The organism is Pseudomonas sp. 09C 129 (assembly GCF_002843625.1).
GTDB lineage: Bacteria > Pseudomonadota > Gammaproteobacteria > Pseudomonadales > Pseudomonadaceae > Aquipseudomonas > Aquipseudomonas chlororaphis.
The window spans coordinates 3,073,649-3,098,736 of record NZ_CP025261.1; the positions used below are offsets into that span (position 1 = coordinate 3,073,649).

The following is a 25,088-nucleotide window of genomic DNA, read 5'->3' on the forward strand; positions in this document are numbered from 1 at the left end:
TATGAGCAGCCAAACCCAAGAACGAATTGCCCGGGAGCTGGGCATCGATCGGCAACTGGCGCGCGGAGACGAAGCCGCGGAAATCGTCCGGCGCGTGGATTTCATCCAGCAGGTGTTGCGCGAGTCCGGCGGCCAGGCCCTGGTGCTGGGCATCAGCGGTGGCGTCGATTCCCTGACTGCCGGGCGCCTGTGCCAGCTGGCTGTGGAGCAGATGCGTGGGGCAGGGCACGACACCCGGTTTATCGCCATGCGCCTGCCCTATAAAAGCCAGGCTGACGAAAGCGATGCCCAGGCCTCCCTGGACTTTATCCGCCCGGACTCGGTCAGCACCTGCAACATTGCCGAGAGTGTCGACGGTCTGATGAGCCAGGTGCGAATCGAAGGCTTGCAGCCGTCGGCCGAACTGACCGATTTCGCCAAGAGCAACGTCAAGGCGCGGGCGCGGATGCTGGCGCAGTATGCGGTCGCCAACTTCAGCAACGGCCTGGTGGTGGGGACCGACCACGGTGCCGAGGCCCTGATGGGGTTTTTCACCAAGTACGGCGACGGTGCCTGCGACCTGGCTCCGCTGTCGGGCCTGACCAAGACCCAGGTGCGCGCGCTGGCCGAGGCGCTTGGCGCTCCCGGGCACCTGGTGCACAAGGCCCCCACGGCGGACCTTGAAGAACTGGCGCCGGGCAAACTGGACGAAACGGCTTATGGCTGCAGCTACGCCGAGATCGACGCCTACCTGATGGGCGAACCGGTGTCCGATGCCGTGCGCCAGCTGATCGAAACCGCCTACCACCGCACCGCCCACAAACGCGCCTTGCCGCGCACCCCTGCCTGACCCTCTATGGCTTGCCGGCGATGGCGATCTCAAGGATGCCATCGCGAGCACGCTTCGTTCCTGCGGGAGGATCGTGGATTGCTTCTGTAGGAGCCAGGCTTGCCGGCGATGGCGGTCTCAAGGGCGCTATCGCGAGCAAGCTTCGCTCCTACGGATACGAGGAAGGCTGGGGCCTCAGCGCAACCGTTCGAGCATCTGGTAGTACCACATGCCCGCCGCCAGCATCGGGTTGCCCAGCTGGTCGCCGAAGGGCACGCGGATGTGCCGGCAGTCGGCGAAGGTGTCGTAGTGCTCGAGGTGCCCGGTGATGGCCTGGGCCATGATCTCGCCCATGATGTGGCTGGTGGCGATGCCGTGTCCGGAGTAGCCCTGGCAATACCAGACGTTGTCCGAGAGCTTGCCCAACTGCGGGATGCGGTTGATCACGATGCCCATGGCGCAGCTCCACTGGAAGTCGATGGCCACGCCCTTGAGCGCCGGAAAGGTGCGTTCGATGCAGGGGCGCAGTTCGCCGGCGATATCCCGCGAATCCTTGCCGCTGTAGTTGGCGCCGCCGCCGAACAGCAGGCGGCCGTCGGCGGTCATGCGGTAATAGTCGAGCACGAAGCGGCAGTCGTAGACCGCCAGGTCCTGGGGGTTGAGGCGCTTGGCCAGGTCGCCCAGGGGCGCGGTGGTGACGATGCCGCCCATGGCCGGGAAGATCTTGCCCTTGAGCTGTTTGGGCTCCAGCTTGTGGTACACGTCGCCGGCCAGCAGCACCTGCTTGGCGTCGATGCGGCCGTGTGCAGTGATCACCGCCGGGCGCTCGCCGTGGACGATCCGCAGCACTTCGCTGTGTTCGAAGATCAGCGCGCCGAGGCTCTCGGCGGCGCGGGCTTCGCCGATGCACAGGTTCAGCGGATGCAGGTGCAGGTTGCGGGTGTTCTTGATCGCGCCGTGGTACAGCTGGCTTTCCAGCACCTCGCGCACCTGTTGCCGGTCCAGCAGGCTGACCTCGTCGCCCATGCCGCGGCGCACCGCTTCTTCGTAGTCGGCGCGCAGGCCGGCGAGGTGGCTGGGCTTGTAGGCGGCGTGCAGGTGGCCGTGCTTGAGGTCGCAGGCGATGGCGTATTTGTCCACGCGCTGGCGAATGATTTGATGCCCGCGCCAGCGCAGTTGCCAGATGAAATCGTCGACTTCGTCGCCCAGGGTGCGGCGCATCTGCTTGCGCATGGCCTCGTCGCCGGACAGGCTGCCGGTGACCTGGCCGCCGTTGCGCCCGGTGGCGCCCCAGCCGATCTTGTGGCTCTCGACTATGGCCACTTTCAGGCCTTTTTCCGCCAGTTCCACGGCGCTGGCGACGCCGGTGAAACCGCCGCCGATGATCACCACGTCGACGCTCACTTGGCCTTGCAGGGGCGGGTAGGCGGTTTCGCTGTTGAGGGTGGCGCTGTAATACGAAGGGCAGCGTTCGGCTGCCGGTGTGACCGGGTTGAATGCGACTGTCATGGGCTGTTCTCGAATTTTTGTTGGGGCCGGGCCGGCGCCGTGACGCCGGCCAGCGCGTCACGCCTGGGTCAGGTACCAGCGCCAGTCCTGCTCGCCGACTTCGGCCATGAACTGGCGGTATTCGGCGCGCTTGACCGCCAGGTAGACCCCGAGGAATTCGCTGCCCAGGGCGTCGCGGGCCCAGGTGGAATTCTCCAGGGCGGTCAGCGAGGTCAGCCAGTCGGTGGGCAGCAGTTCGCTGGCCTGGGCATAGCCGTTGCCTTGCACCGGATCGCCCGGATCGAGCTGTTCGCGCAGGCCGCGATGGACCCCGGCGAGAATCGCCGCGGCGGCCAGGTAGGGGTTGGCGTCGGCGCCGCAGATGCGGTGCTCGATATGCCGGCTGTTGGCCGGACCGCCCGGTACCCGCAGGCTCACGGTGCGGTTGTCGACGCCCCAGGTCGGCGCCAGCGGCGCGTAGCTGTTGGCCTGGAAGCGGCGGTAGGAGTTGGCGTTGGGGCAGAACAGCAGCAGCGAGTCGAGCAGCGACGCGAGCATGCCGCCCACCGCCTGGCGCAGCAGCGGGGTGCCGGCGGGGTCTTCGGCGGCGAACAGGTTGTGGCCCTCGGCGTCGGCGATGCTCACGTGCATGTGCATACCGGTGCCCGCCAGGTCATCGAAGGGCTTGGCCATGAAGGTCGCCTGCATTCCGTGCCGGTGGGCCACCGCCTTGACCAGGCGCTTGTAGCGTACGGCCTGGTCCATGGCCTCCAGGGCGTCGCCGTGTTCCAGGGTGATTTCCACCTGGCCCGGTGCGTATTCGGAGATCGCCGTGCGCGCCGGGATGCCTTGCAGTTTGCAGGCGGCGTAGAGGTCGGCGAGGAAGGGTTCGATCTGCTCCAGCTCGCGCAGGCCATAGACCTGGGTGTGCCGTGGCCGGCCGCCGTCGGCGTCCAGCGCCGGTTGTGGGCGGCCGTTGCCGTCGCGCTTGGCGTCCAGCAGGTAGAACTCCAGCTCGCAGGCCATCACCGGGTGATAACCCTCGGCCTTGAGTTGGTCGACGACCTTGATCAGCAGGTGGCGCGGGTCGGCGATGCTGGCCGGCAGGCCTTCCTGCGGGTGCATGCTGACCTGCACCGCGGCGGTGGGGATCTGCCGCCACGGCAGGCGCACCAGGCTGCCGGCCAGGGGATAGGCGCGGCAGTCGATATCGCCGACGTCCCAGACCAGCCCGGAGTTTTCCACGTCGTCGCCCTGCAGCGTCAGGCCGAGGATGGTGCTGGGCAGCGGCCGGCCGCTTTCATAGACCGCCAGCAGTTCCTCGCGGTGCAACAGCTTGCCGCGCGGCACGCCGTTGGCGTCGAGGATGAACAGCTCGATCATGTCGATATCGGGGTTGGCGGCCAGGAAGCTACGGGCCTCGTCAAGGGCTGCAAATTTCATGGTTCTCTCGCTTGCGCCATGGCGGCGCGCAGGTTCGGTTCATGCAGCGGCGCCGGCAGGGCCCGGTTGCAATGGCAGATAGCAAGGCGGCAAGGCTCGACGCGCAGAGGGGCGCGTTCAGAGCGAAAGCGAGAGGTCCGGAGGGCGCGAGGAATGACGCAGGCGGGAGCGGCACAGGGCCATGGGCAGGTTGACCAGCAGTTTCATCGCCGGGCCCCGGGGTTGCCGTGGAGATCGCCGTGGGGGCGTTGCGTTGTTGCCGTTCCAATGCCGATGCCGAGGCGGCTGCACGGGGCAGCAGCGCGGGGCTGGCAGGGCGGGCGGCAACACAAGGCGTTCATCGGCCGGCGGATCTCGTCAAGAATTCACGGACATTTCGTGCAAGTGAGGTTCACCGTTTTACCGGGACTGCTCCTCGCTGCCAAGGGGCGCGTCACAAAATATTTAACACCGCCCCCGGCAGCACGGCGGAAAAAGTCCTCAGTAAACCCACGGCACCAGGCGCCAGGTGTAGGCGCAGTAGGTGTCGTATTGCTTGCCGAATTCTTTGTGCAGCAAGGCTTCTTCGGCGTGGATGCGGGCAATCAGCGGGATCAGCATCAAGGCGGTCAGCAGCAGGCCGACCCCGGAGCGGAAGGCCAGGGCCCAGCCCACGCAATTGATCAGCAACCCCAGGTAACTCGGATTGCGCAGGGTGCCGTAGATGCCGGTGGTCACCAGCTGATGGCCGGGCTGGATCGCCACCAGGCCACTGAAGCGCTTGCCCAGCACGAACACCGGCCACAGTCGCAATATGCCGCCGCCGATAAAGAACACCACGCCGAACCAGCGCACGTCGGTGCTACCAAAGGTCCAGAAGTCCAGGCGGTCGGTATAGGCGGGAAGAAAGGCCAGCAACAGCCCGAGGATGCCGAAGGCGACGAGGACCCAGCGGTTTTCCCGGTCTTCCTGTTTGCCGGGGCTCAGGTTGCCTTCGCTGAACTGGGCCACACCGGCCATGGCCAGCAGGGACAGGGTGATGACCCACAGCGCCGGGTGGGAGAAAAACGCCACCGGTCCGCCCATGCCGAGGATGGCCAGGCCGAGGTAGGCGAGGGTAGCGATCAGGCTGAGCGCCGCGAGTTGGGGAGAGTTACGCATGATGGCCCCTCACGAATGCCGAGGTGTATGCCTTCAGTGTAGGTCCATCGCCGCCACATCCCGCGACACCCGGCCTCTGTAGGAGCGAGGCTTGCCCGCGAGGCACTGTGGCTGATGCACTGCGTCGTTTGCATCGTGTGCCTACGGCAGCACGGGCGCTTTGTCGGCCAGTTGGGCGACCAGGAACTCGATAAAGGCCCGGGTCTTCTGCGGCACGCGCCGGGCGGACGGGTACACCGCGTGGATGCTGATCGGCGGCGCCTGCCACTCGCACAGCACCGGCACCAGGCGGCCGGCGGCCAGGGCGTCGGCGACGATGAAGTCGGGCAGCAGGGCGATGCCCATGCCGGCCTCGGCGGCCTGGGCCAGCAGGTCGCCGTTGTTGGCGTGCAGCGGGCCGGTGACATGGACGCGCTGGGTGTCCTTGCCGTTGCTCAACTGCAGGCTGACCCCGCTTTGCAGGTAGCCGTAGTTCAGGCACTGGTGGGCGGTCAGGTCGCGGGGCGTCTGCGGGGTGCCGGCGCGCTTCAGGTAATCCGGCGAGGCCACCATGATCCGCGGGGCCGGGGCCAGCAGCTTGGCGACCATCGACGAGTCGGCCAGGCTGGCGATGCGAATGGTCACATCGAAACCGCCGCGCACCGGGTCCACTTGCTGGTCGCTGAGCACCAGCTGCAATTCGATGTTCGGGTGCTGCTCATGAAACAGCGGCACCAGCGGTCCGAGACGACGCAGGCCGAAGGACATCGGCGCGTTGACCCGCAGCACCCCGCGCAATTCGCCGATGCCGTCCCGCGCCCGTTGTTCGGCCTCGTCCACGGCGGCCAGGACTTCCCGCGCCGACTCGTAGTACTCGGCGCCGGCTTCGGTCAGATGCAGGCTGCGGGTGGTGCGGTGCAGCAACTGCACGCCGATGGCTTCCTCCAGCGCCTGGATCTGTTTGCTGACTTTCGAGCGCGGCACGTCCATGGCCCGGGCCGCGGCGGCGAAGCCGTTGGCATCGACCGTGACGACAAACGCGCGCATGCATTCGATGCGATCCATAATTGTCCCTGTTTTGGAATCAATGATTCTCGATTTTAGGGAATTGTTGCTTTTTATATCAACCCCTAAATTAGCCACCAAGCCGGCAGCAAAGCCTCCCCAGCGGAACCCGCGCCGAGCTCCCGAATTGTGCAACTCAACGCTTGAACCCACTCGACAGCAAAAGGAACGCGCCATGTCTATCCGTGAACTGCTCAACCCAAACAACTCCGCCCTGATCCTGATCGACCACCAGCCGCAGATGTCCTTCGGCGTGCAGTCGATCGACCGCCAGACCCTGAAGAACAACACCGTGGGCCTGGCCAAGGCGGCGAAGATCTTCAATGTGCCGACCATTTTCACTTCGGTGGAAACCGAGAGCTTCAGCGGCTACATCTGGCCGGAACTGCTCAGCGTGTTCCCCGACTATCAGCCGATCGAGCGCACCTCGATGAACTCCTGGGAAGACAAGAAACTGGTGGACGCGGTGAAGGCCACCGGGCGCAAGAAACTGATCATGGCCGCGCTGTGGACCGAGGTCTGCCTGAACTTCCCGGCTCTGGAAGCCCTGGCCGAAGGCTACGAGGTGTACATCGTCACCGACGCTTCCGGCGGCACCACCCAGGAAGCTCACGACATGTCGGTGCAGCGCATGATCCAGGCCGGCGCGGTGCCGGTGACCTGGCAGCAAGTGCTGCTCGAGTTCCAGCGCGACTGGGCGCACAAGGACACCTACGACGCGGTGATGGACCTGGTGCGCGAGCACAGCGGCGCCTACGGCATGGGTGTGGATTACGCCTACACCATGGTGCACAAGGCGCCGCAGCGGCAGGTCAAGTAAGTCTGCCGCCAAGGGTAACGCGGTTTAGCAGAAACACCGCGTCATCCAACTAACTGGCAAGTTGCAATAAAAAAGGGACGCTCTTATTGGAGCGTCCCTTTTTATTTAATGGATCAACGGTTGATCAGCGACAACGACAAGTTGTACTTAGCAGAACCGGTCAATCACCCGAACTTCCGACTTGTTCTGCAGCGATTGCCATTCATTCTTCAGGGTATCGAATACCCGTCCGATGAAGTCCCTGTCGGCGGCGGCCTTCTTGCCGACGTAGCCCTGGCCACGGCGGTACATTTTCAGGCGGGCCAGCAGGTCCTGGTTGTTCTTGTCGAACTCTTCTTCATGGGCGTGGGGCGACAGGCAGTCGATATGGACCTGGCCAGACTTGGCAATCCACAGGATATGGCTGTCATGGCTGTCTTTCTGTGCCGCGAACAGATGAGACAGTTCATCAATAGTAGGTTGATTGTTCAGATTCATTTGTAAGCCCCTTGACCATTTCGATCTATCTAGTTGAGTCGCTAATTGATATCGCTACATCGGTAAGTTGAACCCTGATACCGGAAACAGGGCGACAGAGGGTGTCTGTCGGATACAGATAAGGCCCAGAGCCTGATGCGTGTAGTCGTCTTGATTAACTGCTACGCAATAGCGTCACAACGAAGAGAAGCAGCGTAAACCTGGATCAAGCTGCCGAAGTTTTCAGTTTCGGCCACAAGCATCTTGAGGAGTTTTCGCCAGCTTCCCGCCCTTTGTACTGGACGTTCATGCCAGGTCAGTTTCATCAATCTGCCTTGTGGGCAGTACACATCCGGGTTAACAGCTCGGCGGTCAGACGAGCTTGCTCATAACACCTTTGCCAAGTCTCCCGATCGGGGAGACGCCTGCATCATGCAAGGGCAAATTCGCCTCGTCAACGGTTTTGTAGTGAAAATTTTCAAGCACTACATATTGTCCGACAAAACCTTTCGGCACATGAGCGGAACGGGCTATCGCGACCGAGGACAGGTAGAATCGAGGCCTTGAAACAGGTGCTTGAGGTTGCAGTGGTGGATTTACAGCAGGGCTTCGTCCTGACCCGGCATTGGCGTGACACGCCGGCAGGCACGGAAGTCGAGTTCTGGTTGGCGACCGATGCCGGGCCGCGCCAGATCCGCTTGCCGGTGCAGACCTCCGTGGCCTTCATTCCCGCCGAACAGCAGGAACAGGCCCGGCGCCTGCTGGCCGACGACCGCGATGTGCAATTGCGGCCCCTGGGCCTGTGCGACTTCCAGCACCGCCCGGTGCTCGGCCTGTACTGCCCGCAGCACAATCAATTGATCCGCCTCGACAAGACCCTGCGCCGCGCCGGGGTCGAGGTGCTCGAGGCCGATGTGCGGCCGCCCGAGCGCTACCTGATGGAGCGTTTCATCACCGCGCCGGTGTGGTTCGGCGGCACCCCGGGCGAGGGCGGGATACTGCTGGAGGCGCAGATGAAACCGGCACCGGACTACCGGCCGGCGTTGAAGCTGGTGTCGCTGGATATCGAGACCAGCGAGACCGGCGAGCTGTATTCCATCGCCCTGGAAGGCTGCGGCCAGCGCCAGGTGTACATGCTCGGCCGCGCTCGCGAGGACGACAGCGCGGTGGATTTCGACCTGGAGTTCTGCGCCAGCCGCGAGCAGTTGCTCGAACGGCTCAACCAGTGGCTGGCGCGGCACGATCCGGATGCGATCATCGGCTGGAACCTGGTGCAGTTCGATCTGCGGGTGCTGCACGAACACGCACGTCGCCTGGCGGTGCCCTTGCGCCTGGGGCGCGGCGGCGAAGAGATGCAGTGGCGCGAACACGGCAGCCGTACCCATTATTTCGCTGCGGCCGCCGGGCGCCTGATCATCGACGGCATCGAGGCCCTGCGCTCGGCGACCTGGAGCTTCCCGTCGTTCAGCCTGGAAAACGTCGCCCAGACCCTGCTCGGCGAAGGCAAGTCGATCGACAACCCTTACCAGCGCATGGACGAAATCAACCGCATGTTCGCCGAGGACAAGCCCGCCCTGGCGCGCTACAACCTCAAGGATTGCGAGCTGGTGACGCGGATTTTCGCCAAGACCGAGCTGCTCACCTTTCTCCTCGAACGGGCCACCGTCACCGGCCTGCCGGCCGACCGCAACGGCGGCTCGGTGGCGGCCTTCACCCACCTGTACATGCCGCTGATGCACCGCCAGGGTTTCGTCGCGCCGAACCTGGGCGAGAAGCCGCCGCAAGCCAGCCCCGGCGGCTTTGTCATGGACTCGCGGCCCGGTCTGTACGAGTCGGTGCTGGTGCTGGACTACAAGAGCCTGTACCCGTCGATCATCCGCAGCTTCCTGATCGATCCTGTGGGGCTGGTGGAAGGCTTGCGCCACCCAACGGACGAGCAATCGGTGCCGGGCTTTCGCGGCGCGCGGTTTTCCCGCACCCGGCATTGCCTGCCCTCGATCGTCGCCCGGGTCGCCGAGAGCCGCGAAGTGGCGAAACGCGAACACAACGCGCCGCTGTCCCAGGCGCTGAAGATCATCATGAACGCCTTCTACGGTGTGCTCGGTTCCAGCGGCTGCCGCTTCTTCGATCCGCGCCTGGCGTCGTCGATCACTATGCGCGGCCACGAAATCATGCGCCGCACCCGCCAACTGATCGAGGCGCAGGGGCACAAGGTGATCTACGGCGACACCGACTCGACCTTCGTCTGGCTCGGCAGCGCCCACGCCGAGGCGGACGCCACGCGCATCGGCCGCGCGCTGGTGGCGCACGTCAACCAGTGGTGGCGCGATCACCTGCACGATGAGTACGGCCTGGAAAGCGCCCTGGAGCTGCAATTCGAAACCCACTTCTGCCGCTTCCTGATGCCGACCATTCGTGGCGCGGAGGAGGGCAGCAAGAAGCGCTACGCCGGCCTGGTGACTCGAGCCGACGGCACCCAGGAGATGGTCTACAAGGGCCTGGAAGCGGTGCGCACCGACTGGTCGCCGCTGGCCCAGCAGTTCCAGCAGGAGCTGTACCAGCGGATCTTCCACCGCCAGCCGTACCAGGACTATGTGCGCGACTACGTGCGGCGCACCCTGGCCGGCGAACTGGACGAGCAACTGGTGTACCGCAAGCGCCTGCGTCGCCAACTGGACGATTACGAACGCAACGTGCCGCCCCATGTGCGCGCCGCGCGCCTGGCCGACGAATACAACCAGCGGCAGGGCCGGCCCCAGCGTTATCAGAACGGTGGCTGGATCAGCTACGTGATCACCCTGGCCGGTCCCGAACCCCTGGAAAACCGCACCGCGGCCATCGATTACGATCACTACGTGACCCGCCAATTGCAGCCGGTGGCGGACGCCATCCTGCCGTTCGTGCAGGACGACTTCAGCACCCTGGTGGGTGGGCAGATGGGGTTGTTCTAGGAGGCGTCTCGTCGTAGCCGCTGCCGAGCCTGCGAGGCTGCGAACGACTTGGGCGGCATTCCGACGCAGCAGGCGCAAAACCTGAGAATGCATTGAGTCAGGGTAACCGCGATGCCCCTGCTGCGGCCGCTGCGCTGCCGATCGCAGCCTCGCAGGCTCGGCAGCGGCTACACGTGAGTGAGTTGGCTCAGTCGTCGACCGAGGTGCAAATGCCGCTGGCACCCTGTTTGCCGCTGTAGGTCACGACCACCGAGTCGTCGTCCTCCACGCTGATGTCCACCGTGATGCCCGAGCCCTTGGCCTCGAAATAACGCTCGTTGACGGTCTTGGTCTGGGCCTCTTTGCCGTTGATGAACACCGGTCCCCCTTCCTCCGCGCTGACCGGAATATTGCCCGGGCAGTCGACGTTGAACAGCGGGATGCCTTCGGCGTGGGCGGCACTGGCAACGATCGACAGGGCGCAGCTCAGGAGGATTTTTTTCATTGTGGACTCCTTCGGGAAACAGGCAGAAGCACGAGTGTGGCAGTGGTTCCATTAGCGCTGAAGCTTAGCGTATGGCACGCCGGGGCAGGGGTGGGTAGCGATTTTAATGAGGCGCAAAGTCGCCCGGGCATATTGTCCGACAATAAAAATCGTGGACGCCACGCCAGGGTCTGTGTCAGTTTTTCCCCGCCTTGAATAGGGCGAGTGATAGGACGATCTCGCTAACAGGTCGCCGTGGTCTATCGGAAATTTTCAGCGTTGAACAAGGATGTAAATGATGTCAAAAGCCAAAGAAAATGCCGGTTTTTCGGCAGCTCCCGGCAGCGATGCCTACCAACTGATCACTGCCTTCAGCCATGCCTATGACCGTGGTGGCGCGGAGCTGGTGAATGGCAAGCCGTCGTACACCGCGGACCAGGCCGCCGAGCAGATCCTGCGCAAGGGCCTGTCCTGGCACGACCAGAACGGCGACGGCAAGGTCGAGCTCAGCTACAGCTTCCTCACCAGCAAGCCAGCCAACTACAACCCGAACCTGGGCAGCTTCAGCGAGTTCAGCGCCTTGCAGAAAGCCCAGGCGTTCCTGGCCCTGCAATCCTGGTCGGACGTGGCCAATGTGTGCTTCAACGAAGCCGCGAGCGGCGGCGACGGGCACCTGAGTTTCGGCAACTACAGCGTCAGCACCGGTGGCGCGGCCTTCGCCTACCTGCCTTCGGGCGGCAGCTATGACGGCCAGTCCTGGTACCTGATCAACGATCAGTACCGGGTCAACGAAACCCCGGGCAACGGCAACTACGGTCGCCAGACCCTGACCCACGAAATCGGCCACAGCCTGGGCCTGTCCCATCCGGGCACCTACAACGCCGGCAACGGCAATCCGACCTACAACGATGCCACCTACGCCCAGGACACGCGCGGCTACAGCCTGATGAGCTACTGGAGCGAGAGCAACACCGGGCAGGACTTCAGTAAGGACGGCGGTGGCGCCTACGCCTCGGCGCCGCTGATGGACGATATCGTCGCGGTGCAGAAACTCTACGGCGCCAACCACGAGACCCGCGCCGACGACACCGTGTACGGCTTCAACTCCAACACCGGGCGTGATTTCTACAGCGCCAGCTCATCTGCCTCCAAGCTGGTGTTCTCGGTGTGGGACGGCGGTGGCAACGACACCCTGGACTTCTCCGGCTTCACCCAGAACCAGAAGATCAACCTCAACGAGGGCTCGTTCTCCGACGTCGGCGGCCTGGTGGGCAACGTGTCCGTGGCCCATGGCGTGACCCTGGAAAATGCCATCGGCGGCTCGGGCAACGACCTGCTGATCGGCAACGCCGCGGCCAACATTCTCGAAGGCGGTGCCGGCAACGACATCCTCTACGGTGGCGGCGGTCGCGACACGCTGTGGGGCGGGGAGGGAGCGGACACTTTCGTGTTCGGCGCGGCATCCGATTCGACCTTCGACGAGCCCGACTGGATCATGGATTTCACCAGCGGCCAGGACAAGATCGACCTCAGCGGCCTGGCGCCGTTCGCCTCGGGGCAGGCGACCCTGAACTTCGTCAGCGGCTTCACCGGCCATGCCGGCGACGCGATCCTGACCTACTACGCCGAGACCGACCAGACCAGCCTGCTGGTCGACCTCACCGGTCTGGGCGCGGTGGACTTCGCCGTGGGCACCGTTGGCCAGGCGGCGACCACCGATATCGTGGCCTGATCGACAGCAACGGAAGCGGCGCGCCATGGCGCGCCGTTTTTTTTGCCAGATGCCCTTGGCTGACGCTGAGCGCCCCAAGGCCTGCAACCCTGCTTGGGGCGCTACCGTCAGCCGGGCTTTTCAGTTCTTGTCGATATCGACGTTGCGGGTCTCGCGCAGGCAGATCAGGCCGACGAGCAGGCTGACCCCGGTGATCACCACCGGGTACCACAGGCCGTAGAAGATATCGCCGGTGTACACCACCAGGGCGAAGGACACGGTGGGCAGGAAGCCGCCGAACCAGCCGTTGCCGATGTGGTAGGGCAGGGACATGGAGGTGTAGCGGATACGGGTCGGGAACAGCTCGACCATCAGCGCCGCCAGCGGGCCGTAGCACATGGCGGCGATCAGGATCAGGGCGACGATCAGCACCACCACCATGGTTTTGTTGACGTTCTGGGTGTCGGCCTGTTGCGGGTAGCCGGCCAGGGTCACGGCGCCGCGCAGGGCCGCCTCGTCGAAACCGTCGATCTGCACGTCGCCGACGCTGACCTGCACCGGGCTGCCGGCGGGCGCGGCGACGCTGGTGTAGGGCAGGCCCTGCTTGACCAGGAAGGTCTTGACCTTGTCGCACGGGCTGTCGAAACGCGCCTTGCCCACCGGGTCGAACTGGAAGGTGCAGGTGGCGGGGTCGGCCAGCACGCTGATCGGCGCCTGGCGGCTGGCCTGGTCGATGGCCGGGTTGGCATAGTGGGCCAGGGACTTGAAGATCGGGAAGTACAGCGCGGTGGCCAGGAGCAGGCCGACCATCAGCACCGGCTTGCGGCCGATCTTGTCCGACAGCCAGCCGAAGAAGATGAAGAACGGCGCGCCGATCACCACGCTGATGATCAGCAGCATATTGGCCAGGGCCGGGTCCATCTTGAGGAACTGGGTGAGGAAAAACAGCACGTAGAACTGCGCGGCGTAGAAGGTCACCGCCTGCCCGGCGTTGATGCTGAACAGGGCGATCAGCACCACCTTGAGGTTTTCCCATTTGCCGAAGGACTCGCGGATCGGCGCCTTGCTGGCGCGGCCTTCTTCTTTCATCTTCAGGAAGGCCGGCGACTCATGCAGGCTCAGGCGAATCCAGGTGGAAATGCCCAGCAGCACGATCGACAGCAGGAACGGCAGGCGCCAGCCCCAGACTTCGAACTGATCGCCGGTGAAGTAGCGGCAGCCCAGCACCACCAGCAGCGACAGCAGCAGGCCGAGGGTCGCGGTGGACTGGATCCAGCTGGTATGGAAACCGCGCTTGCCCTGGGGGGCGTGCTCGGCGACGTAGGTCGCGGCGCCGCCGTATTCACCGCCCAGGGCCAGGCCCTGGAGCATGCGCAGGGCGACCAGGATGATCGGCGCGGCGATGCCGATGCTCGAGTAGGTCGGCAGCAGGCCCACGGCGAAGGTCGCCAGGCCCATGAGAATGATGGTGGCGAGGAAGGTGTACTTGCGCCCGATCATGTCCCCCAGGCGCCCGAACACCAGCGCGCCGAAGGGCCGCACCACGAAGCCGGCGGCGAATGCCATCAGGGCGAAGATAAAGGCGGTGGTGTCGTTGACCCCGGCGAAGAACTGCTTGCTGATGACCGCCGCGAGGGCGCCGTAGAGGAAAAAGTCGTACCACTCGAACACCGTCCCCAGGGACGAGGCGAAGATGACTTTCTGGCTTTCCTGGCTGGTGGGTGCGGCGACCGCCGCGTCCATCGATTGAGCATGTTCCGACATATCGATATCCCTCACAGTGATTGTTTTTGTTGTTCCACTGTCGGCGCCAACGTGGCGTCGCTATCTGCATCTTGTCGCTGTCTTCTGCACCGCGCCTTTGTGTCGTAGGAGCGAAGCTTGCTCGCGATGGCGGCCTATAGAGCGCTGCAAGGCTCAAGGGGCTCTCGCGAGCAAGAACTGGGCGTCCCCCTTGCTCCTACCTCATTCAGGCCGGGGTAACGCTTGGTTTTTCGGCGGCAGGGCTCCTGGTCGAGGTGGCGAGAATCAGCTCGGCGGCCTTCTCGGCGATCATCAGCGTCGGCGAACAGGTATTGCCGGAGGTGATGTACGGCATGATCGAGGCATCGGCGATGCGCAGGCCGGGGATGCCATGCACCCGCAGCTCGGCATCGACCACCGCCTCCGGCCCGTGGCCCATGCGGCAGGTGCCCACCGGGTGGAAGATGGTGGTGCCGATGCGCGCGGCGGCTTCGTGCAGTTGTTCTTCGCTGCGCAACTCGGCCCCCGGCAGGTATTCGATCGGCTTGAAGGCTTGCAGGGCTGGGGCGGCGACGATGCGCCGGGTCAGGCGAATGGCGTCGGCGGCGACCCGCAGGTCCTCCGGGTGGCTCAGGTAGTTGGGCTGGATCAGCGGCGCCGCCTGCGGGTCGGCGGAGCGGATTTGCACCCGGCCGCGGCTTTGCGGGCGCAGGTCGCAGACCGACGCGGTAAAGGCCGGGAACGCATGCAGCGGTTCGCCGAAACGCTCCAGCGACAGCGGCTGGACGTGGTATTCGAGGTTGGCCGAAGTCTGTTCCGGCCCGGAGCGGGCAAACGCCCCCAGCTGGCTCGGCGCCATGGACAGCGGGCCGCTGCGGTCGTACAGGTAGCGCAGGCCCATGCCCAGCTTGCCCCACAGACTGCCGGCGATCTGGTTCAGGGTGCGGGCGTTTTCCAGTTTGTAGATCAGCCGCAGTTGCAGGTGGTCCTGCAGGTTGCCGCCGACCCCCGGCAGTTCGTGGGCGACGCCGATGCCCAAGCGTTGCAGCAGGGCGGCGGGGCCGATTCCCGAACGCTGCAGGATGCTCGGCGAGCCGATGGAACCGGCGCTGAGGATGATTTCGCGACGCGCCTTGAAGGTCTGCGGCTGGCCCTGGTAACGGGCGCTGAGCGCCGCCGCGCGGCCGTTTTCCAGGAGCACCCGATCGACCTCGACCCCGGTCAGCACCGTGAGATTGGGCCGCTGGCGGATCGGTTTGAGGAAGGCCTTGGCGGCATTCCAGCGCACCCCGGCTTTCTGGTTGACCTGGAAGTAACCGCAGCCTTCGTTGTCGCCGCCGTTGAAGTCGTCGACGCTGGCGATGCCGCTCTGTTCGGCGGCGCTGCGGAAGGCATCGAGGATCGGCCACGACAGGCGCTGGCGTTCGACCCGCCATTCGCCGGCGGCGCCATGGAATTGCGAGTCGCCGGCAAAGTGGTTTTCGCTTTTGCGAAACAGCGGCAGCACGTCCTGCCAGTTCCAGCCAGGGTTGCCATCGGCGGCCCAGCGCTGATAGTCGCCGGCCTGGCCGCGCATGTAGATCATGCCGTTGATCGACGAGCAGCCGCCCAGCACCTTGCCGCGCGGGTAGCTCAGGCTGCGGCCTTGCAGGCCGGGTTCGGCTTCGGTCTTGAAGCACCAGTCGGTGCGCGGGTTGCCGATGCAGAACAGGTAGCCGACGGGGATGTGGATCCAGGGATAGTTGTCGCGGCCACCGGCTTCCAGCAGCAGGACGCGGTGGGCCGGGTTGGCGGACAGCCGATTGGCCAACAGGCAACCGGCGGGGCCGGCGCCGACCACTATGTAGTCGTAGGGATCAAAGGCAGGCAGCATCCATGACCTCGTTTTATCGTTCTTGTTGCGGCTCATCCTAGTTGTTAGCTTTCGTTAAAAGAATGTTAGTTTTTGCTCAGCCGCTGTGCGTTTTTAAACAGCGGCTTCCCCCCGGCATCTGCAAGGAAGAGTCATGTTCGACTGGAACGACCTGCGGTTTTTTCTCGAGCTGCAACGCAGCGGCCGCCTGCTGACCGCGGCCCAGCGGTTGAAGACCACCCATGCCACGGTGGCCCGGCATATCGAGGCGATCGAGAAAAGCCTGGGCACCGCGCTGTTCGTCCAGCATGCCCAGGGCTATGAACTGACGCCGGCCGGGGAGGCCTTGCTCAAGCACGCCGAAGCCATGGAGAACGTGGCCTTGCTGGCCCAGGAGGAAATCACCCAGTCCACGGCGCCCCTGGGCAAGATCCGCGTGGGCGTCACCGAGGGCCTGGGCATCATGTTTCTCGCCAGCCGCATGCGTGGCCTGTTCGAGCGTTATCCGGGGCTGGAGGTGGAGCTGGTGGCGGTGCCGCGTTTTGTCAGCATCCTCAACCGCGAGGCGGAAATCAGCATCCACCTGGAGCGGCCCAACGCCGACATGCTGGTGACCCGCAAGCTCACCGACTACCGCCTGGCCCTGTACGCCAGCCAGGATTACCTGGACCGCGCACCGCCCTTGCGCAGCCGCGAGGACCTGGGGCGGCATGCCTGGATCGGCTATGTCGACGACCTGCTGTTCAGCCAGGAGCTGATCTTCCTCACCAGCTTCTGCCGCAACCCTCAGGTGGTGTTCCACAGCACCAGCGTGATCGCCCAGCAACAGGCCGCGCGCTCCGGCCTGGGGATCGCCGTGCTGCCGTGCTACATGGCCGCCGGCGATCCGCAGCTGGTGCCCTTGCTGCCCAGCGAGAGCATCCAGCGCGCCTATTGGATCAGCACCCGCCGCGAGCTGCACAAGTCCGTGCGCCTGCGGGTGGTGTGGGATTACGTGGTCGAGCTGTGCGCGGCCGAGCAGGGCTTGCTGCTCGCCGAACCGAACTCCCTGGCCTGATTCAGGTTTTTTTCGCTGTGCCCTTGAGCTGGACCAGTTGCCGCGTTTGCTCGGCGCACGCCTTGGCCTGGCTGACCATGGCGTCGAACGGCGCGCTGACGATTTCGTCATGGCTCAGCCAGCGTTTTTTCTGGCTCAGGCGGTAGTGATAGCGGTACTCGCCCTTGACCCGTTCGCTGCTCAGGTCCATGTCGAACCAGGGCGAGCGCACGTTGCAGGCCTTGATGTCCTTGTCCAGCCGGGCACCGGAGAGGGTGAAGGTGTAGCGCAGGGTGTTGGCGTCGCCGATGTACAGGTCCGCCAACTGGCCGTTGCGGCGGTAGTTGACCAGGAAGTCCCAGTCGCCCTCCAGGGCCGGAGCCTTGTAGAAGTAGTTGCCGGAGATGTTTTCCAGGGGCTTGAGGTCGGTCAGGGAGGCCTTGATCCGGTAGGTCGCGGGTGCGACGAAGGCGGTCGGCTCGCGGCTGATCTGGCAGTCGCGCAGTTCCCGGGTGAAACGCTCGCACAGGCCCTGGTCGTTGCTGGCGATACCGTTCTGGTTGTCGGAGACCATCAGCCGCATCAGCTCCATATGGCTGAACTCGATACGCGCGTTGACCCGGGCCTGGCCGTTGCTGTCGAAGTGCTCCTGCTTGTCCAGCACGAGGCTGGTGTCCGGGGTTCCCAGGGGGATGTAGTCCTCGCGCACCTGGCCCTTGGCGTCGCTGACAAAGGCCCAGCGCTCCTGGATGTCGGGCATGCTGCGGCCCGGGTCGAACACCGGGTTGGTCGGGTCCAGCCACCACACTTTGCCATCGACTTCGGCCCGCACGATGGCGTGGTTCGGCGCATGGGTGCCGGGGATCAACAGCGGCGCGACGACGTTCTCGCGGCTGACCCAGGCCGTCTCGGCCTTGATTCCGCTGGCCTTGAGCATGGCGGCCAGGAGCACTGCCAGGTCCTTGCAGTCGCCATAGCCGCGCTGCTCGATCTGCTTCAGCTCGAAGGGCAGGTAACCGCGCTCGGTGGCGCGCCAGTCGCCCAGGTAGCGGTAGTTGTCGTTGAGGTGCTGCATCAGCCCGGCCACTTTCTGCGCTGGCGGCAGGTCGCGCAGGCCGGCCACGGCCTTGGAGCTGGCTGGCGGCAGGGGCGCGGCGAGGATCTGCTGGTAGTGCTGGGCCAGGGGGCCGAAATAGTCCTGCACCTCGGTGCTGCTGCCCAGCTCGACCCGCGGCACCCGCTGGATAAAGCCGATCGAGGGTTCATTGATGTAGTTGAGGAAGACCGGCGCCTTCTGCTCGATGGTCAGCTTTTTGCGGTCGCTGGTGGCGGTAAAACGGTAGTCGTCCATCTGCTCGCTGCGCCAGACGATCGGGCGCGTGGCGCGGTAGGTGATCTTGAAGCTGTCCTGGCGCACCGGCTTGGGACCGAACTGCAGCACCGAGTGGAACTGCCCCAGCAGCGGTTTGGCCGCGTAGTGCTGCTGCACGGTGTAGCTGAGCCGGGTGCCGACCCGCAGGTTGGGGAAGGCCAGGGACGTCTGTTTCTCGCGCAGGAAACCCTGTTCCGGATTCGGTGCGGTGCGCGTATCGATCTGCGCCGGCGCCAGCGCCACGGGCTTGCCGCCCGGCTGGGTGAATTCGGCCTTGCGCAGTTCGAAGCCATCGGTTTCGGCATAGCTGAAGTCGATGCGCGAAAGCATGTCCCGGCCCGCCGGGGTGAGGATGGTGTAGTGCTGGGTGGTGGTGCAGTCGCTGCTGTGGTCGGCGTTGAACTGGCATTCCATTTCGGAGTCGGCGGCCAGGGCGGCTTCCGATTGCGGTTGATAGGCAGCAAAGGCTTGCCAGGAGAGCAGTCCGAGACCGGCGCAGATCAGGGGACGGTAAAGCGGAAAACGGTACATGAGCGCCTCGGGTGAATCATTGAAATCAGCCACGTCGCACCGGTCGAATCACCTGTGCCAGAGGCGTGGCTGGCGGGGGAGGCGCCAAATGATAATTTATCGCAATACGGATTTACAGCATTGTCTGACAATTTGTCTTGGCTGAAAGGCCCGAGATAGAGCGGTTTATTTGAGCCGGTCGAGATTGTTGGGCGGCTGGGAAGGGTGTCTGCAATGCTGGAATTTTTCCTCGAAATACCGTTTTTGCCCCCGCAGATATGGCGCAAAGCCATATCTGCGGGCTGAACAGTTCCAGGCGGTTTTCCGTTGTTTCTGCAAGAAGTGGCTTGGCTGACTTTTCGAAACAATTTGTTACGAGATCGGCGCCCGCTGGCTCAGCCGTCGAGCAGGTCGGTGCCGTAGGAATTGTCGATCACACAGCGCCAGCCATCCGCCGGCTCATGGCGAAAAACATAAGTGGCGCGTCGCTCGAGGGTGCTGGCGATGCCGTCCCGATCCAGGGTGTCGAGCAGGGTGTGCATGATCACCAGCGCGGTGCCGGCGCCTTCGATGACCTGCATCTCGCCCTGCCGGACCACCATGCTGTGGTTGAAGTGCTCGGCGATGGCCACGAAGGCCCGGCGGATCTGTTCCTTGCCCCGGGCTTCCAGGCCCGGCTTGACCACCAGCGTGGCGTCCTCGGCGTAGAAATCCATCAGGCTGTCGAAGTCTTCGGCGGTGATGGCACGGTCGGCGGCTTCGATCAGGGTTTTCAGCGGATGGGCCGGCATGTTCGCTCCTTGCGGTTTCAGTTGTGGATATCGAACGCCGTGCTGCCCAGGCGTTCGCCGTTGACCAGGATATGCAGCTCATGGCGCCCGGGATAGTGACGGCGGGTGCTCAGTTCGCGGATGTGCTGGGCGCGGCCAAGTTGCTCCCGGGCCTTGGCCGGCAGGGTGAAAGCCTTGAGCTTGAACACCTTGGCGCGGGTGCCGCCCGAGGCCTTGACGTAGTCGATGGCGTAATCCACCACCAGGCGCTGGCTGGCGTCGGCGGTGGACTCCAGGGCAAAGGACAGGTTGATCCGTTCGCCCAGGCGAATCACCGCCGGCTCGACCCGCAGGCCATGCAGCGTCACCTGCGGCGCATGCCCGGCGCCGACAATCGCCAGCGCCCGGCGATGGCCCAGCTTGATCAGGCTGCGCAGGGCGTGGCGGGCGATCCAGGCGGTGTGCGGGTGGTCCAGCGGCCAGCCTTCGAGCAACCCCAGCAGCCAGTCGGGATGATCCTTGCTGATGTCGTTGAGGTGGTTGGCCACCGACTTGCGCACGTACAGGCTGGGGTCGGCCTTGAGGCATTCGAGGATCGGCGCCGCCAGGGTCGGGTCGGCCTGGATCCGTTCCAGGCGGAACGACCAGGGCAGGCGCGGGCGGCTGCCTTCGCTGGCCAGGCGGCGCACATGCGCGTTGTCGTCCCGGGCCCAGCCCTGCAGCACCGCCAGGGTGCGCGACAGGTCGCTGGCGAGAAACGGGCGGATGGCGAATTCCGAGGAGCCGAAGGCGGTGAAATACTTGAGCGCCGCCATCGAGCGCTCGAAGGCATGGCCGCCGTAACTGGCCACGTAGTGCGGCAGGAACATGCAGACGAAGCGGCTGTCCAGGCGCGGCGCGAGATCGTACAGCCGTGCGAGGTTGGCGTCGTAGTCCGCCGGCAGCACCGCGTGCAGGCTCTCGCTGACCCGCGCCAGGCGCTGCATCACCGACAACTCGGCGAGGCCCTTGTTCGCGTGGGCGAGAAAGCCGCGGTGGTCGAACGCCGGGTACACCGCGAGCATTTCTTCGGCGATGTGTTCCAGGCGTTCGGCGTTGAAGATTTCCTTGAGGGCGGGGGTGTTGTTGGTGGCGGTCATCGGCGTATCCATTCGGGACGGGGCGCCGGGCACTGTAGCGCAGTGGGCTGACAGATTGTGTCAGGGGCGCCCCGGCAAGCCCCGCTTCTGTAGGAGCGAGGCTTGCCCGCGAAAGGCTGCAGCGCGCGGCTCGAGGTTCAGCGTGGCGCCGGCAACACGCCTTCGGCCTGCTCGTCCTCGGCGTCCGCCTCGAACAGCCGCGCCAGCTCGGCCCGGGCTTCCTGGGCCGACTGCAGGATCTTCGCGTGGTCGTCGTAGATCGCGTGCTGGGCTTCGAGCACCTGTTCGTCGTGGGCGGTGAAGCGCTTGATCCGCGAGTCGGCCTGGGCGTGGGTCAGGCCCAGGCCGATCAGCGCCTTGCGGCTCATTTCCAGGCTGGAGTAGTAGGTTTCCCGCACCGCCTCGGCCCCCAGGTCCACCAGCTTGTGCACGTGCTGGCGGTTACGGGCGCGGGCGATGATCTTGATGTGCGGGTAGAGCTTGCGCACCACCGCCGCGGTGTTGATGTTGGTCTGCGGGTCGTCGGTGGCGATCACGAAGTACTCCGCCTCGCCGACCTTGGCCGCCTTGAGGATTTCCGCGCGCATCGGGTCGCCGTAGAACACTGGCATGCCACCGAAGCTGCGGGTCAGCTCGATGGTGTCGACCGAGGTGTCGAGGGCCACGAAGGGGATGTTCTGCGCCCGCAGGATCCGCGCGACGATCTGGCCCATCCGGCCCATGCCGGCGATCACCACCCGTGGCGCGTCGGTTTCGATCTCACGGTATTCGGCGGGCATCTCCACGGGCTTGGCCTTGGGCTGCAAGAAGCGCGCGCAGGCCAGGAGCAGCAGCGGGGTCACGGCCATGGACAGGGTGATGGTCAGCACCAGCAGGTCATACAGGCGCGCCTCGAACAGGCCCTGGTCGCGGCCGATCTTGAACACCACGAAGGCGAATTCGCCGCCGGCCGCCAGCACCACGCCCAGGCGCACCGCGCTCAAGCGCCCCAGGCCACCGGCCAGGCGCCCGACCACGAACAACAGCGGCAGCTTGATGGCGATCAGCAGCAGGGTCAGGCCCAGCACCGCGATCGGCGCGCTGAACAGCAGGCCGATATTGGCGCCCATGCCGACGCTGATGAAAAACAGCCCCAGCAGCAGGCCCTTGAAGGGTTCGATCTGCGCTTCCAGTTCGTGGCGATATTCCGAGTCCGCCAGCAGCAGGCCGGCGAGAAAGGCGCCGAGGGCCATGGACACGCCAACCATGTCCATCAGCCAGGCGGTGCCGATCACCACCAGCAAGGCGGTGGCGGTGGACACTTCCGGCAGGCCGGTGCGCGCCACCACCCGGAACACCGGACGCAACAGGTAGCGGCCGCCGATCACCACCACGGCGATGCTGCCCAGCACTTGCAGGCCATGGCGCAGGTCTTCGGCGCTGCTGGTGTTGTGGTCGACCCCGGCCAATACCGGAACCATGGCGATCAACGGAATCGCCGCGATGTCCTGGAACAGCAGGATGGCGAAGGCCAGGCGCCCGTGGGGGCTGGTCAGCTCCTTGCGTTCGGCCAGGCTTTGCAGGCCGAAGGCGGTGGACGACAACGCCAGGCCCAGGCCCAGCACGATCGCGCTGTTGAGCGGCTGGCCAAACAGGAACAGGGCGACGCAGCCGATTACCACCCCGGTCAGCAGCACCTGGGCCAAACCGACGCCGAACACCGCTTTGCGCATCACCCACAAGCGCCGGGGCGATAGCTCCAGGCCGATGATGAACAGCAGCAACACCACGCCCAGCTCCGACACATGGCTGATGCTCTGCGGGTTGCCCACCAGCCCCAGCACCGCTGGGCCGATGATCACCCCGGCCAGCAGGTAGCCAAGCACGGCCCCCAGTTGCAGGCGCTTGGCCAGGGGAACGGTCAGCACCGCCGCGAACAGGAACACGACAGCGGCTTGCAACAGGTTGCCTTCATGGGGCATGGGCTTACTCCTGGGAAAACGGGTATTGGGTGGTGCGCGGAAAACAACGGCTGCGCCTCAGGCAACCGTTTGGCCCGCAGGTTCCATGGGGGGATGGCTGTGCAGCATAAAGTCTGGGGCCGGCGCAGTCAGCCGTTAATGGCCGATACGCCGCAGGTTGTCAGGCGCAGGTTGCAGGCATTCGTGCTCTTCGAGACTGGCGTGCCTGCACCATCGACCGTCAATGCGGCCATTGCTCGAGCAGGATCGACACGAACTTTTCCGCCGCCGGCGACAGCGACGCGCCGCGGCGGTAGACCAGGCCCAGGGTGCGGTTGACCACCGGTTCGCTCAGCGGAATGCTCACCAGGGTCGGATGGTCGGCCGCGGGCATGGCCAGGCTGGGCATGGCCGACACCCCGAGCCCGGCCTCGACCATGCCCAGTGAGGTGGACAGGTGCTGCACCTCGTAGAACCACTGGGGACGCCAGCTCAGGCCGGACAGGGCGTGGTCCAGCAGCATCCGGTTGCCGCTCAGGCGGCCGACGCCGATCAGTCGGTAATCGCTGAGTTCCGACCAGGTGACCGAGGCCTTTTTCGCCAGTTCATGGTCACGCCGGCACGCCAGTACGAAAGGTTCGTTGACCAGGGGCACGAACTCGATGTCCGGGTGCTGCCCGCTCATCATGTTGATGCCGAAGTCCGCTTCGCCGCGCAGCACGGCTTCCAGCCCTTCATTGGCGCTGAGGTCGAGCAGGCGGATGCGGATTTTCGGATAGCGCTCGTTGTAGAGACGGATCACCGACGGCAGGAAGTAGAAGGCCGCGGTGGGAATGCAGGCCAGGGTCACCTGGCCGATCTGCCGTTCCGCCAGTTCGCGGATATTGAGGATCGAGTCGTCGAAGTCATCCAGCAGGCGCCGGGCCTTGGGCAGGAAGTCCCGGCCGACGCTGGTCAGGCTGACCTTGCGCGTGGTGCGGTCGAGCAGGGCGGTGCCCAGGCCTTCCTCCAGCTTCTTGATCCGGCGGCTCAGGGCCGGCTGGGACAAGTGCAGGGCATCGGCCGCCTCGTGGAAACTCCCGAGTTCGGCGATTTTCACGAAGGATCTTATGTCCTGGAGCTCATATTCCATGTTTTTCGTCTCGAGCGAGGGCGGGAAGGCAGGCGCTGTCCACCTTAAATTTTTCATGTGTGAAACGCAATAATCGCTACGATCTTTGCATTGGAAACATGATTTATTCCCTGACACTCTTGTGCCCAGAACATCAATTAACCCGATTGATTAACAAGAGTCTGTGTCCATGCAACGAATTCCTTGTGTGCTCATGCGCGGCGGTACCTCCAAGGGGCCGGTGTTTCTCGCCTGGGATCTGCCGGTGTCCATCGAACAGCGCGATGAGCTGCTGCTCGACCTGATGGGCTCGGGACATGAACTGGAGATCGACGGCATTGGCGGTGGCAGCCCGCAGACCAGCAAGGTCGCGATCGTCAGCCCGTCGCTGCATCCCGAGGCCGATGTCGACTACCTGTTCGTGCAGGTGATGGTGTCCCAGCGCCGGGTCGATACGGCGCCCAACTGCGGCAACATGCTGTGCGCGGTCGGCCCCTTCGCCGTCGAGCAAGGCCTGGTCAAGGCCACGGGCGAGCAGACCCGGGTGCGGATCCGCAATCTCAATACCGGCACCTTCATCCATTCCCTGGTGCAGACGCCGGCGGGCAAGGTCAGCTACGAAGGCGATACCGCCATCGATGGCGTGCCCGGCACCGCCGCCCCCGTGCAACTGACGTTCCTCGACGCCGCGGGCAGCAAGACCGGCAAACTCTTTCCCACCGGGAACACCCTGGACCTGATCGATGGCGTACCGGTGACCTGCATCGACATGGCCATGCCGCTGCTGATCGTCGAGGCCGGTCAATTGGGCAAGCGCGGGGATGAAACCCCGGCCGAGCTGGACGCCGACAAGGACTTCCTGCGGCGGCTGGAGGCCTTGCGCTTGCAGGCCGGCCTGGCCATGGGACTGGGCGATGTCAGCGACAAGGTGATTCCCAAGCCGGTGTTAATTTCCCCGGCCAAGGCGGGCGGAACCTTGCAGGTGCGCTATTTCATGCCCCACAGCTGCCATCGCGCGCTGGCTATCACCGGGTCCATCGGCCTGGCCACCGCCTGTGTCAGCGCGGGCAGTGTCGCCGCGCAACTGCTGGGCGACATGGGGCCCGCGCGTTTGCAGCAAGTGCGCCTGGAACATCCCAGTGGCGCGATCGATGTCGTATTGTCCTACACCGGCAACCAGGGAGAGACCATTCGCGCCTCGGTGGTACGCACCGCGCGAAGGCTGTTCTCCGGTTTCGTCTACGCCCCGGCGTCACAACGCCTGGCCGGATAGTCCTGCACTGCAGTGACA

General features: G+C 64.8%; 19 protein-coding genes. 6 read left to right on the forward strand and 13 right to left on the reverse strand.

Translation table 11 applies throughout. From position 1 onward, the window contains the following. Window position 1 precedes the first annotated feature (1 nt). A complete protein-coding gene (nadE, locus tag CXQ81_RS13995) occupies window positions 2–829 on the forward strand; it encodes an ammonia-dependent NAD(+) synthetase (protein WP_101337525.1) in 828 nt (275 codons plus the stop codon). 174 nt (window positions 830–1,003) lie between these two features. On the opposite strand, the gene CXQ81_RS14000 is transcribed toward nadE, so the two are convergent. The 4 genes from CXQ81_RS14000 to CXQ81_RS14015 all read right to left on the reverse strand — a co-directional run bounded on the left by CXQ81_RS14000 (window position 1,004) and on the right by CXQ81_RS14015 (window position 5,923). Further along, window positions 1,004–2,317, reverse strand: a complete 1,314-nt coding sequence (locus CXQ81_RS14000; protein WP_101337526.1) for an FAD-binding oxidoreductase — start codon at window positions 2,315–2,317, stop codon at window positions 1,004–1,006. A gap of 57 nt (window positions 2,318–2,374) precedes the next feature. Next, window positions 2,375–3,739, reverse strand: coding sequence for a glutamine synthetase family protein (locus tag CXQ81_RS14005; protein ID WP_007925006.1), 1,365 nt, complete (start codon window positions 3,737–3,739; stop codon window positions 2,375–2,377). A gap of 480 nt (window positions 3,740–4,219) precedes the next feature. Continuing rightward, a complete protein-coding gene (locus CXQ81_RS14010) occupies window positions 4,220–4,879 on the reverse strand; it encodes an isoprenylcysteine carboxylmethyltransferase family protein (protein WP_101337527.1) in 660 nt (219 codons plus the stop codon). A gap of 141 nt (window positions 4,880–5,020) precedes the next feature. Continuing rightward, window positions 5,021–5,923 carry a LysR family transcriptional regulator gene (locus CXQ81_RS14015; RefSeq protein WP_053260645.1) on the reverse strand — a complete coding sequence of 301 codons (903 nt, stop codon included), beginning with the start codon at window positions 5,921–5,923 and terminating at the stop codon, window positions 5,021–5,023. Window positions 5,924–6,098: 175 nt separating this feature from the next. Between CXQ81_RS14015 and CXQ81_RS14020 the strand changes: the two genes are divergently transcribed. Continuing rightward, window positions 6,099–6,743 carry a hydrolase gene (locus CXQ81_RS14020; protein WP_101337528.1) on the forward strand — a complete coding sequence of 215 codons (645 nt, stop codon included), beginning with the start codon at window positions 6,099–6,101 and terminating at the stop codon, window positions 6,741–6,743. A 147-nt stretch (window positions 6,744–6,890) separates the two neighbouring features. On the opposite strand, the gene CXQ81_RS14025 is transcribed toward CXQ81_RS14020, so the two are convergent. After that, the gene (locus tag CXQ81_RS14025) at window positions 6,891–7,220 is read right to left on the reverse strand and encodes a hypothetical protein (protein ID WP_009043285.1); all 330 of its coding nucleotides are present in this window, start codon (window positions 7,218–7,220) and stop codon (window positions 6,891–6,893) included. Window positions 7,221–7,789: 569 nt separating this feature from the next. Here CXQ81_RS14025 and CXQ81_RS14030 point away from each other — a divergent pair. Next, window positions 7,790–10,150, forward strand: coding sequence for a DNA polymerase II (locus CXQ81_RS14030; protein ID WP_178081101.1), 2,361 nt, complete (start codon window positions 7,790–7,792; stop codon window positions 10,148–10,150). A 187-nt stretch (window positions 10,151–10,337) separates the two neighbouring features. Here the strand turns inward: CXQ81_RS14030 and CXQ81_RS14035 are convergent, their stop codons facing one another. After that, window positions 10,338–10,634 carry a hypothetical protein gene (locus CXQ81_RS14035; RefSeq protein WP_007925020.1) on the reverse strand — a complete coding sequence of 99 codons (297 nt, stop codon included), beginning with the start codon at window positions 10,632–10,634 and terminating at the stop codon, window positions 10,338–10,340. Window positions 10,635–10,911: 277 nt separating this feature from the next. Here CXQ81_RS14035 and CXQ81_RS14040 point away from each other — a divergent pair, with 277 nt between their 5' ends. Then, a complete protein-coding gene (locus CXQ81_RS14040; RefSeq protein WP_101337530.1) occupies window positions 10,912–12,345 on the forward strand; it encodes a serralysin family metalloprotease in 1,434 nt (477 codons plus the stop codon). Window positions 12,346–12,465: 120 nt separating this feature from the next. Here the strand turns inward: CXQ81_RS14040 and CXQ81_RS14045 are convergent, their stop codons facing one another. Beyond that, window positions 12,466–14,088 (reverse strand): MFS transporter, encoded by a 1,623-nt coding sequence (locus CXQ81_RS14045; protein WP_053260649.1) that lies wholly within the window; start codon window positions 14,086–14,088, stop codon window positions 12,466–12,468. 205 nt (window positions 14,089–14,293) lie between these two features. Next, window positions 14,294–15,940, reverse strand: a complete 1,647-nt coding sequence (locus tag CXQ81_RS14050) for a GMC family oxidoreductase (protein ID WP_101337531.1) — start codon at window positions 15,938–15,940, stop codon at window positions 14,294–14,296. Between the two features lie 133 nt (window positions 15,941–16,073). On the opposite strand from CXQ81_RS14050, the gene CXQ81_RS14055 reads away from it, so the two are divergent. Beyond that, entirely contained in the window at window positions 16,074–16,976 is a 903-nt protein-coding gene (locus tag CXQ81_RS14055; RefSeq protein WP_053260651.1) for a LysR family transcriptional regulator, read from the forward strand. 1 nt (window position 16,977) lies between these two features. On the opposite strand, the gene CXQ81_RS14060 is transcribed toward CXQ81_RS14055, so the two are convergent. The 5 genes from CXQ81_RS14060 to CXQ81_RS14080 form a co-directional block, all read right to left on the reverse strand. After that, window positions 16,978–18,858: a DUF3857 domain-containing transglutaminase family protein gene (locus CXQ81_RS14060; RefSeq protein ID WP_101337532.1), complete on the reverse strand. Its 1,881-nt coding sequence runs from the start codon at window positions 18,856–18,858 to the stop codon at window positions 16,978–16,980. 374 nt (window positions 18,859–19,232) lie between these two features. Beyond that, window positions 19,233–19,628: an SgcJ/EcaC family oxidoreductase gene (locus CXQ81_RS14065; protein ID WP_053260653.1), complete on the reverse strand. Its 396-nt coding sequence runs from the start codon at window positions 19,626–19,628 to the stop codon at window positions 19,233–19,235. 17 nt (window positions 19,629–19,645) lie between these two features. Continuing rightward, window positions 19,646–20,746, reverse strand: coding sequence for a DNA alkylation repair protein (locus tag CXQ81_RS14070; RefSeq protein WP_101337533.1), 1,101 nt, complete (start codon window positions 20,744–20,746; stop codon window positions 19,646–19,648). Between the two features lie 137 nt (window positions 20,747–20,883). After that, on the reverse strand, window positions 20,884–22,707 hold the full coding sequence (locus CXQ81_RS14075) for a monovalent cation:proton antiporter-2 (CPA2) family protein (protein WP_101337534.1): 1,824 nt from the start codon (window positions 22,705–22,707) through the stop codon (window positions 20,884–20,886). A 220-nt stretch (window positions 22,708–22,927) separates the two neighbouring features. Continuing rightward, on the reverse strand, window positions 22,928–23,818 hold the full coding sequence (locus CXQ81_RS14080; RefSeq protein WP_009043295.1) for a LysR family transcriptional regulator: 891 nt from the start codon (window positions 23,816–23,818) through the stop codon (window positions 22,928–22,930). A gap of 169 nt (window positions 23,819–23,987) precedes the next feature. On the opposite strand from CXQ81_RS14080, the gene CXQ81_RS14085 reads away from it, so the two are divergent. After that, on the forward strand, window positions 23,988–25,070 hold the full coding sequence (locus CXQ81_RS14085) for a 4-oxalomesaconate tautomerase (RefSeq protein ID WP_101337535.1): 1,083 nt from the start codon (window positions 23,988–23,990) through the stop codon (window positions 25,068–25,070). Window positions 25,071–25,088 lie beyond the last annotated feature (18 nt).

Coding starts and splice junctions, on each gene's coding strand:
- nadE (WP_101337525.1), top strand. CDS start 2: ATGAGCAGCCAAACCCAAGAACGAATTGCCCGGGAGCTGGGCATCGAT.
- CXQ81_RS14000 (WP_101337526.1), bottom strand. CDS start 2,317: ATGACAGTCGCATTCAACCCGGTCACACCGGCAGCCGAACGCTGCCCT.
- CXQ81_RS14005 (WP_007925006.1), bottom strand. CDS start 3,739: ATGAAATTTGCAGCCCTTGACGAGGCCCGTAGCTTCCTGGCCGCCAAC.
- CXQ81_RS14010 (WP_101337527.1), bottom strand. CDS start 4,879: ATGCGTAACTCTCCCCAACTCGCGGCGCTCAGCCTGATCGCTACCCTC.
- CXQ81_RS14015 (WP_053260645.1), bottom strand. CDS start 5,923: ATGGATCGCATCGAATGCATGCGCGCGTTTGTCGTCACGGTCGATGCC.
- CXQ81_RS14020 (WP_101337528.1), top strand. CDS start 6,099: ATGTCTATCCGTGAACTGCTCAACCCAAACAACTCCGCCCTGATCCTG.
- CXQ81_RS14025 (WP_009043285.1), bottom strand. CDS start 7,220: ATGAATCTGAACAATCAACCTACTATTGATGAACTGTCTCATCTGTTC.
- CXQ81_RS14035 (WP_007925020.1), bottom strand. CDS start 10,634: ATGAAAAAAATCCTCCTGAGCTGCGCCCTGTCGATCGTTGCCAGTGCC.
- CXQ81_RS14040 (WP_101337530.1), top strand. CDS start 10,912: ATGTCAAAAGCCAAAGAAAATGCCGGTTTTTCGGCAGCTCCCGGCAGC.
- CXQ81_RS14045 (WP_053260649.1), bottom strand. CDS start 14,088: ATGTCGGAACATGCTCAATCGATGGACGCGGCGGTCGCCGCACCCACC.
- CXQ81_RS14050 (WP_101337531.1), bottom strand. CDS start 15,940: ATGCTGCCTGCCTTTGATCCCTACGACTACATAGTGGTCGGCGCCGGC.
- CXQ81_RS14055 (WP_053260651.1), top strand. CDS start 16,074: ATGTTCGACTGGAACGACCTGCGGTTTTTTCTCGAGCTGCAACGCAGC.
- CXQ81_RS14060 (WP_101337532.1), bottom strand. CDS start 18,858: ATGTACCGTTTTCCGCTTTACCGTCCCCTGATCTGCGCCGGTCTCGGA.
- CXQ81_RS14065 (WP_053260653.1), bottom strand. CDS start 19,628: ATGCCGGCCCATCCGCTGAAAACCCTGATCGAAGCCGCCGACCGTGCC.
- CXQ81_RS14070 (WP_101337533.1), bottom strand. CDS start 20,746: ATGACCGCCACCAACAACACCCCCGCCCTCAAGGAAATCTTCAACGCC.
- CXQ81_RS14075 (WP_101337534.1), bottom strand. CDS start 22,707: ATGCCCCATGAAGGCAACCTGTTGCAAGCCGCTGTCGTGTTCCTGTTC.
- CXQ81_RS14080 (WP_009043295.1), bottom strand. CDS start 23,818: ATGGAATATGAGCTCCAGGACATAAGATCCTTCGTGAAAATCGCCGAA.
- CXQ81_RS14085 (WP_101337535.1), top strand. CDS start 23,988: ATGCAACGAATTCCTTGTGTGCTCATGCGCGGCGGTACCTCCAAGGGG.